Genomic DNA, 9256 nt, shown 5'->3' on the forward strand with positions numbered 1-9256 from the left:
GTGTATAAGAGACAGCACCGCCCGGTCCACGTGGCCGGTCGCGACCATCGACTCGATCAGCGCGAGCTGCGCCTCGGTCCGGTGGTCCGGGTCGGTGATCGCCGCGGCCAGCTCTTCGGCGCGGTCGAGGTGCCCGCCCGCCGCGAGCGCGCCGGCCAGGTGCACCGCGGCGACGGGGGCGCGGGCCGGGTCGGTCAACGCCTCGGCCCGCGCCACGTTGCCCAGGCTCGCCCACAGCGCGGGCAACCGGTCGGGGGTGGTCGCACCGCGCTCGACCAGGCGGTCGCGGTGCACGGCCAGCCGCGCCAGGGCGGGCAGGTCGGGGCGTTCGGCGGCGAGCAGGGCGTCCTGGGCCGCGCCGATCTCGCCGAGCGCGTTGACGTCCCCGCCGGACAGCGCCAGCATCCGGTCGTGCCGGGCCGGGTCGGTCGCGCCGGCGACCAGCCGGGCGGTGTCCCCGGTGGCCAGGAGCAGCCGGTGGTAGCCGCGCAGCAGGTACTCGGGGGTGTCCTCGGGCCAGCCCAGGTCGCGGTACCGGTCGGCCCAGCGGTGCAGGCGCTCGCGGTACCCGGCGATCGCGACCTCGCCCAGGCGCTCCGCGGCCGACGCCTGCAGCTCCTCGTGGCCGAGGAGGTAGACCGTGCCCGGCCGCCAGTGGCCGGGGCGGACGTCGAAGCCGCGGCCGGCCACCGTGCGCAGGTGCCGGCGCACCTCGTGCTCGCCGCGGCCGGTCAGCTCGGCCAGGTCGCGCCCGCCGAGCCCGCCCGCCGCCGCGACGACCAGGCCCAGCAGGTCCCGTTCGGCCTCACCGCCCCGCAGCAGCCGGTCCAGCTCCAGCTCCATGTCGTCGCGCAGGACGCGGGCTCGCGCGGACACCGCCAGGTCCCGGGTGATCGCCGGGTCGCGCAGCGGGTGGTGCGGGCTGAGGTCGGCGGGCGGTGGCGGGTTGGGGCGGCCCGAGACGACCACCCGCATCCCGGCCGCCGGGTTGGCGGGCAGCAGCGCCGCGATGCTGTGCGCCCCGGTGGGCGCGTCCGCGCCCCGGTCCTCGTCCAGGCCGTCGACGACCAGCACCAGCCGCTCGCCGCGCGACCGGCACAGCTCGGCGGCCTCGGCCAGCATGCCGACCAGGTGCGCCTCCCGGGTCGCCTCGGGCAGCAGCGCGGGCAGCGGCTCCGCCAGCAGCTCGGCGAGCTGTTCGAGCACGACGTCGACGAACGCGCCGCGGTGGTCCTGGCCGGCCAGGCGACCGGTGACGAAGAACGACACGACCCGCACCCCGGGCGGCGGGTGCAGGACGAACCAGGACAGCAGCGCGGACTTGCCCGCCCACTTCGGCGCGCGCCACCAGCGGTAGCCCCCCGCGTCGTCGGGGCCGAGGCAGAACTCGGCCAGCTCCGCCAGCTCGCGCTCCCGGCCGACCAGCTCCGGTGGCGCGATCTGGCGCACCTGCTCCCGGTAGCGCGACCGCGCGGCGGGTGCCCCGGCGCCGAGGTGCACCCCGCCGCTGATGTCGCGGGCCTGCACGACCGGCTGGAACGCGGGACCGGTCACCCGGTTGTGGTGCCCGGGCACCCCGCCGTCGTCGAGCACCCCGCCATTGTCGTGGAGCGGCCGGCGGTCGGTCCAGTGCCGCGCGCCCCGGCGGTCACACCCCGGTCGGGTAGGTCTCCGGTTCGAGGGCGTCGACCCGGCGGACGTGCAGCGGGTGCAGGGCGCGCGTCTCGTCGAACCAGAGGAAGGCGTCGTAGCGGTCGCCGAGCACGGTGGGCACGTAGTTGCCCCGGTGCTCGCGCTCGGGGTGGTAGACCACGCCGATGGCGCGGTGCCCCAGTTCGTCGGTGAGCAGGTCGGGGCGGTCGTCGCGGGGGAAGGTGAACAGGGCGCGCCCCGGCGCGGTGGCGTGCAGCACGTCCTCCAGCGAACCCGGGCGGGCCGGTGGCACGGGCAGCTCGCGCATGGGCGCGCCCCAGGAGTCCCCGGCGATGACGGTGCCCCGGTGGGTGCCGAAGCCGACCAGCACGACCTGGTCGGCCCCGTACCGCTCGCGGGCGAGCTGCCCGGTGTTGACCTCGCCGCGGGCGGCCATGGCCGTGGCGCGGGCGTCGCCGACGTGGGTGTTGTGCGCCCACACCACGGCCTTCGCGCCCGGTCCGCGGTGGTCCAGCAGCCGGGCCAGGGTGTCGTCCATGTGCCGGTCGCGGACGTTCCACGACTCGCGCCCGCCGCCGAGCATCGCCCGGTAGTAGCGCTCGGCCCCGGCGACGACCTCGGCGTTCTGCCACGCGGTGAACCCCTCGCCGCCGTTCCCCGGCGCGCGTGCCCGCTCGCGCAGCCGCACCAGCAGGTCGACCACCTCGTCCTCGCAGGTCGCCGACACCAGGCGGGTGGCCGTCGCGTAGTCCTGCGCGCTCTCGCCGTAGGGCTCGAAGCACCGGTACGCGGCCAGGGCGGCGGGCACCTGCTCCGGGTCGTGCTCGTACAGGTGGACCAGGATCTCGCGCAGCGATTCCCACAGCGAGTACACGTCCAGGCCGTGGAAGCCCGCTCGTTCGTGGAAGTCGAGCCCGGTGTTGTGCACGCGCAGCCACCGGCAGAAGTCGGTGACCTCCTCGTTGGCCCACATCCACGTCGGCCAGCGCTCGAACACCGCCAGCGCGCCGCGCGGGTCCACGGGGGCGTCCAGCGCGCACCGCACGGCCCGGTCCACGCGCTCGCAGTCGGGCCAGTCGCCCTCCACGGCGACGAACGAGAAGCCCTTCTCGGTGATCAGGCGCCGCGTCAGCGCCGCCCGCCACCGGTAGAACTCGTGGGTGCCGTGGCTGGCCTCGCCCAGCATCACCACCCGCGCGTCGCCCACGCGGTCGAGCAGCACGTCGAGGTCGCCCGCGTCGGTCAACGGCGCGGCCAGCGCGGCGACCTCCTCGCCGTACCGGGACACGGCGGCCCTCCCGTCGGTCAGCTCTTCCGGGCCACCACCCGGAACGAGGTCAGGTTCGAGTCGGCGGGGTCGGGGAGCTGCATGCCCGCGTCCAGGCCGCTGCGCACGTAGTCCACGACCTCCTGGGTGATCACCTCGCCGGGCAGCACGGCGGGCGCGCCGGGCGGGTAGGGTGTGACCATCTCGGCGCTGATCCGGCCGACCGCCCTGTCCGCGGGCACCTGCTCGACCTCGGCGAAGAACGCGTCGCGGGGCAGCATCGCGGTCTCCAGCTGCAGCTCGTCGGGCGACGGCAGGTCGATCGGCTTGGGGGTGGGCATGTCGCCGGCCGCCTCGACCAGCGCGCGCAGGGCGTCGACCAGCACGCCGGCGGTGCGGTGGTCGTCGGCGTGGGTGAGCTGGGCGACGACGCGGCGGTGGTCGGACAGGCCGAGCGTGACCCGCTGCTCCTCGCGCAGCCAGTCGGCGGCCTGGTAGCCGCTGATGCCCAACCCGTCCAGGTCGACGACGACCTTGAGCGGGTCGAGGGAGTTCGCCAGGCCGGGGCCGGTGAACTCGCGCTCGCCCATCACGAGCAGGCCGGGCAGCTCGTCGATCGCGGCGCGGGTGGAGCGCGCCAGCGCGAGCGCGGCGGTGAGCAGCTCCTCGCCGTGCTCGACCATGTGGCGCCGCCAGCCGTCCAGGGTGGCGTAGACCAGGGAGGACGGGCTGGTGGTGCCCAGCAGGTCCTCGCGCGACTTGAGCACGTGCGGGTCGACCAGGTCGCCCCGGAGGTGGAACACCGAGCTCTGCTCGACCGCCGCGCCGGACTTGTGCACGCTGGTGACCACCACGTCCGCGCCGGCGTCCATGCCCCACGGCGGCAGGTCCGGGTGGAACGGCAGGTGCGCGCCCCACGCCTCGTCCACGATCAGCGGCTTGCCGAACTCGTGGCACACCTCCGCGATGGCCCGGATGTCGCCGCACGTGCCGTAGTCGGTCGGCGTGACCAGCAGCATCCCCCTGGCCTCCGGCTCGGCCAGGAACAGCTCCCGCACCTGGTCCGGGCCCGGCGGGTGGGACAGGTGCCGCTCGGCGTCCCAGCGCGGGGAGATCCACACCGGCGACACGCCGCTGAGGATCAGGCTGGAGACCACCGACTTGTGGGCGTGGCGGGGCACGATCAGCTTCTCGTGCGGCCCGGCGACCGACAGCATGGCGCTCTTGACCGACAGCGAGCTGCCGCAGGTGGAGAAGAACGCCTGCTCCGCGTCCACGGCGTCGGCCATCAGCTGCTGCGCCTGGTCGATGACGCCCTGCCGGTTGAGCCGGTCGTCCAGCCCGTTGACCGAGATGACGTCCGACGTGAACACCGCCTCGCCGACGACGTCCAGCACGCGCGGGTCGGCGCCGCGGCCCTGGCGGTGGCCGGGCGGGTTGAACGGCGTGTAACCCTTCTCGTGGAACTCGCGCAACGCTTCCAGCACCGGTGCTCTGCTGTGGTCCATGCGAACGGAGTAGCCGGGGAAGGCGCCGTTTGAACGTGACCTCCCCACCCGGACGGGCCCGGGTTCACCCGGCGGTGGCGTTTCCGGGCTCGCGTTCCGGGTAGTCGCCGCGCGGCGCCCGGGACGGCCCCGCGCCGGACGACCTGCGAGGGGGGACGCGGTGCCGGGTGTGCTGGTGGCGGGCGGCTGGGGGTTGCTGGCGGGTTCGGCGCTGGTGGTGGGCGCCCTGGTCGGGTACCTGGTCCGGATCCCGCCGAAAGCGGTGGCGAGCGTGATGGCCTTCGGCAGCGGCGTGCTGCTGTCCGCCGTGTCGTTCGAGCTGATCGCCGAGGCGCACGACCAGGGCGGCCTGGCGCCGACGGCCGTGGGCGCGGTGGGCGGTGCGCTCATCTACACGCTGGCCAACGTCGCCCTGGCCCGGCGGGGCGCGCGGCACCGCAAGCGCTCCGGCGGCCAGCAGCCCTCCGAGTCGGAGCAGGCGGGCTCCGGCACCGCCATCGCGCTGGGCGCGCTGCTGGACGGGGTGCCGGAGTCGATCGTGATCGGCACCAGCCTGCTCGGCGGCGGCGCGGTCAGCGTCGTCACGGTGGCGGCGGTGTTCATCAGCAACGTGCCCGAGGGACTGTCCAGCGCGTCGGGGATGCGGCGGGCCGGTCGCGGTCGCGGGTACGTGTTCGGGCTCTGGGCCGGGATCGCGGTGATCAGCGGGCTGGCGGCGATGCTGGGCTACGGCGTGCTGGGCGGCGCGTCGGGCGCGGTGCTGGCCGCGATCACCGCGCTGGCGGGCGGCGCGATCCTGACCATGGTCGCCGACACGATGATCCCCGAGGCGTTCGAGGACGCCCACCTGTGGATCGGCCTGATCACGGTCGCGGGCTTCCTCACCGCCTTCGGCCTGTCCCAGCTGGAGGGCTGACGGGGCACTCCGCCCTTTGCTCCGGGGCGAACCGCCGACATGATGGTCGGCGACACCCTCGGCCGACCACTGGAGCGCCATGGCCACCTCCCCGGCACCCCCACCCGGCGACGGCGGGCGCGGCGAACCCGTCGAGCACGTCGACGTGCTGATCGTCGGCGCGGGGCTCTCCGGCATCGGCGCCGCCCACTACCTCCGCACGCGGCTGCCGGGCAAGTCGTACGTCCTCCTGGAGGCGCGCGGCGCGATCGGCGGCACCTGGGACCTGTTCCGCTACCCGGGCGTCCGCTCCGACTCCGACCTCTACACCTTCGGCTACGAGTTCAAGCCGTGGACCAGTGAGAAGTCCATCGCCGACGCGGCCGCGATCCTCGACTACCTGCGCGAGACCGCGGCCGAGGACGGCACCGACCGGCGGGTCCGCGCGCACCACCGGGTGCTCGCCGCCTCCTGGTCCTCCGAAGACGCGCGCTGGCTGGTGGAGGTCGAGCGCGCCGACACCGGGCAGCGCCTGCGGATGACCTGCGGCTGGCTGTTCTGCGCGAGCGGCTACTACGACTACGACGAGGGGTTCACGCCGCGCTTCGAGGGCCGCGAGCGGTTCCGCGGCCCGGTCGTCCACCCGCAGTACTGGCCCGAGGGCTTCGACCACGCCGGTCAGCGCGTGGTGGTCATCGGCAGCGGAGCCACCGCGATGACCCTCGTCCCGGCCCTCGCCGGCGCCGCGGCCCACGTGACGATGCTCCAGCGCTCGCCCACCTACGTCGTGCCCGTGCCGACGGTGGACCCCGTCGCGGCGCTGCTGCGCAAGGTGCTCGGCGCCGAGCGCGCCTACCCGGTCATCAGGCGCAAGAACATCGCCCAGCAGCGCGCGATCTGGCTGTTCTGCCAACGCTTCCCCAACGCCGCGCGACGCCTGATCCGCCGCGTCAACACCAGGCAGCTCCCCGAGGGCTACCCCGTCGACGAGCACTTCCGCCCCACCTACGACCCGTGGGACCAGCGGCTGTGCGTCGTCCCGGACGGCGACCTGTTCCGGGTCATCCGCGCCGGCCGCGCGTCGGTGGTGACCGACCACGTCGAGACCTTCACCGAACGGGGCGTGCGGCTGGCCTCGGGGCGCGAGCTGGAGGCCGACGTCGTCGTCACCGCCACCGGCCTGAACCTGCGGCCCATGGGCGGCATCGCGCTCACCGTGGACGGGCGGCCCGTGCACCTGCCCGACACCGTGGCCTTCCGCGGCATGATGCTCAGCGGCGTGCCGAACTTCTCCTTCGCCATCGGCTACACCAACGCCTCCTGGACGCTGAAGATCGGCCTGCTGTGCGAGTACTTCTGCCGGCTGCTGGCGCACATGGACGCGCACGGGCACGACACCTGCCGCCCCGACCCCGGCGACGGCCCGATGACCACGCGGCCGCTGCTGGACTTCGGGGCCGGCTACGTCCGGCGCTCGCTGGACCGGCTGCCGCGCCAGGGCGAGCGGTACCCGTGGCTGATGTCGATGAGCTACCACGGCGACGTGAAGCTGCTGCGCGACCGGCCGGTGGAGGACGAGCACCTGAGGTTCAGCCGCGGGCGGGCGGGGACCCCGGCACCACTACCGCGATCGGCGCCGGGTACGCGACCCGCACCGCGGTGATCACGTGGCCCGCGGCGTGTCCCGGTCGCGGGCCAGGCAGGCGGCGCAGGTGCGAGGGCAGGGGCGTCGGAGCCACCGCGGGGGGACCCGGCACCGCTCAGGGGGCCGCCGGCGCGGACGTCGCCGCGCGGTGCTCCGCGAGCGTCCGCTCCACCTGCTCCCGCAAGCCGTCGATCGCGAGCCGCCCGCCGCGCACGCCCGCCGCCTCCGCCGGGCTCACCGGGCAGTCCACCGGGAGCACCGCCGGGTCCGACTCGTGCGGGCGGACCACGGACCTCAGCGCGTCGTCGTACTCGTCGAGCACCCCGGCCAGCGCCGCCAGCTCCGCCGCCTCGGCCGGGTCGCCCGGTTCCGGCGGGCTCGCGGTGGCCTCCAGGCGGGCCGCCGCCTCCGCGCGGAACCGCTCGACCAGCGCGGTCAGCGCCGCCACCTCGGCCCGGAGGTCGCCCTCCGCGCCCGCCCGCGCGGTCGCGTCCCGCGCCAGCAGGCGCGCCAGCTCGTCCCGCAGGGCGCGCTCGCCGTCGTCGAGCGGGCGGACCGGGGGCGGGAAGTTCGGCAGGCAGTGGCCGACCAGGGCGTAGCCCGGCGGCGCCGCCCCGGCCAGCCTGCCGACGGTGTCGACCAGGTAGGCGCGGAACCCGGCCGTGGCGCCGGTCCACTCCTCCTCGTCGGTGACGCCGTGGTGCGCCGCCAGCGCGGCCAGCACCGCGTCGGCGGCGGCCCCGGGGTCGGCCAGCGGTTGCGCCGCCAGCACCCGGTTGAACACCGCGAAGTCCCGTTGCCGGTGCCGCTGCGGGGTTTCCCGCCACTCGCGGCCCTGGTCGGCGATCCAGTGCCACGAGTGGCGGGCGGCGGTGAACACCGGCAGCGCGAACAGCGGCCCGTTGTCCTCGCGCCACCGCCGGGCTCCCTCGGCGTCGTCGCGGGTGAACGCGGTGCGCGCGGCGGCCAGGGAGGACGCGGTGTCGTGGTCGAGCGCGCGGCGCGCGGTGGCGTCCGCGGTGAGGCGCGCCAGGAGCCGCCGCACGTCGCCGCGGTCGTCGGCGCCGGCCAGCTCGGCGGCGGTCGCGGCCATCCGCTCCCGTGCCGCCGACTCGCCCTCCAGCTCGGCGACCCGCCGCCGGTGGTCGCGCAGCGCGTCGACCAGCCGCCACGGCAGGTCGGTGGTGTCGGCGAGGACCGCGTCCAGCGCGGCGAGGTCGTCCGGCGGCGACGCGAGCAGCGCCGCGAGCCGGTGCGCCACCCGCAGGTCCCGGAGCCGCTCGGTCTCCCTGATCCGCGCCGCCCACAGCGGGCCGGACACCGCGTCGACCAGCAGGCGCAGCTCCCGCTCGACCCCGGTCCACCGCTCCAGCAGCTCGCGGTTCGCCTCGTGGAACTCGTCGACCCAGCCCTGGACGCGCCGGTGCGCCTCGTCGGCCGCGCGGTCGGCGAGCGGCAGCACGTGCACGCGGCGGTCCTCGACGTCGGCGCACACGACCAGGCAGGGCACGTGCGCTTCGACGCCCAGCCGCCGCGCGAACGCCGACCCGCCCGCACCGGGGAACGACGCGGACCGCACCGGGGCCGCGGCGCCGGGGTGGTGCCCCTCCGCGAACTCGCGGGCCACCGCCGAGCCGTCGCCGAGCAGCAGCACGCTCCACCCGAACGCGTCGGTCAGCGCCCGGCCGCGGTCGTCCAGGCGCAGCGCGTGCCGGTAGGCGGTTTCGGCGTTCGGAGCGCGGGAGCCCATGTGCCGAGCGGAACAGGCGCGGGCGGGCGCTGTCAAGGCGGCGGCCCGGCCGGCGGCCCGGCGCTCCACTGTGGACGGCTCGGCGGGTGGGCGCCCGGCCGGCCGGTCCCGAAGCGCGGGGCAAACGGAGGTAGCCGGTGGGCTGGGTGGGGCAGTAGCGTCTAGTTGTGTCGGAACGGGACGAGGTCATCGCCGGGCGGTACCGGCTCGTGTCGCTGCTCGGCCGCGGGGCCGCCGGTGTCGTGTGGCGGGCGCGGGACGAGCGGCTGGGGCGGGACGTCGCGGTCAAGTTCCTCGGCGCGGGCGGCTCGCCGGACGCCGTGGAGCGGATCGTGCGCGAGGGGCGGGTCGCCGCCAAGGTGCGGCACCCGCACGCGATCAGCGTGCACGACGTCGTCGAGCACGGCGGCAAGCCGTGCCTGGTGATGGAGTACCTGCCCTCGCGGACGCTGGCCGAGCTGGTCGACGAGCGCGGGCCGCTGCCGGAGGCGCTGGTGGCGGGGGTCGGCTGGCAGGTGGCGTCCGCGCTGGCGTCGGC

The 9256-nt window shown here is 75.9% G+C and carries 6 protein-coding genes and 1 pseudogene; 3 read left to right on the forward strand and 4 right to left on the reverse strand.

Going from position 1 to position 9256, the window contains the following annotated elements; translation table 11 throughout:
• The 3 genes and pseudogenes from ACFV4N_RS34280 to ACFV4N_RS34290 all read right to left on the reverse strand — a co-directional run.
• Positions 1-1593 (reverse strand): annotated as a pseudogene (locus ACFV4N_RS34280) (hypothetical protein); the annotation flags it as partial.
• Positions 1594-1648: 55 nt separating this feature from the next.
• A complete protein-coding gene (locus ACFV4N_RS34285) occupies positions 1649-2941 on the reverse strand; it encodes an erythromycin esterase family protein (RefSeq protein ID WP_499676815.1) in 1293 nt (430 codons plus the stop codon).
• Between the two features lie 17 nt (positions 2942-2958).
• Complete coding sequence (locus ACFV4N_RS34290) at positions 2959-4428, reverse strand: aminotransferase class I/II-fold pyridoxal phosphate-dependent enzyme (RefSeq protein ID WP_499676816.1); 1470 nt, start codon at positions 4426-4428, stop codon at positions 2959-2961.
• Positions 4429-4588: 160 nt separating this feature from the next.
• Here ACFV4N_RS34290 and ACFV4N_RS34295 point away from each other — a divergent pair, with 160 nt between their 5' ends.
• Both ACFV4N_RS34295 and ACFV4N_RS34300 read left to right on the forward strand, forming a co-directional pair.
• Complete coding sequence (locus ACFV4N_RS34295) at positions 4589-5344, forward strand: ZIP family metal transporter (protein WP_499676817.1); 756 nt, start codon at positions 4589-4591, stop codon at positions 5342-5344.
• Positions 5345-5423: 79 nt separating this feature from the next.
• Positions 5424-6986, forward strand: coding sequence for a flavin-containing monooxygenase (locus tag ACFV4N_RS34300; protein WP_499676818.1), 1563 nt, complete (start codon positions 5424-5426; stop codon positions 6984-6986).
• Positions 6987-7083: 97 nt separating this feature from the next.
• Here the strand turns inward: ACFV4N_RS34300 and ACFV4N_RS34305 are convergent, their stop codons facing one another.
• Entirely contained in the window at positions 7084-8718 is a 1635-nt protein-coding gene (locus ACFV4N_RS34305) for a hypothetical protein (protein WP_499676819.1), read from the reverse strand.
• 167 nt (positions 8719-8885) lie between these two features.
• Between ACFV4N_RS34305 and ACFV4N_RS34310 the strand changes: the two genes are divergently transcribed.
• Positions 8886-9256: protein kinase domain-containing protein (locus ACFV4N_RS34310; RefSeq protein ID WP_499676820.1), on the forward strand; the 371-nt coding region annotated here is incomplete at its 3' end.

The organism is Actinosynnema sp. NPDC059797, assembly GCF_042732085.1.
Lineage (GTDB): Bacteria > Actinomycetota > Actinomycetes > Mycobacteriales > Pseudonocardiaceae > Actinosynnema.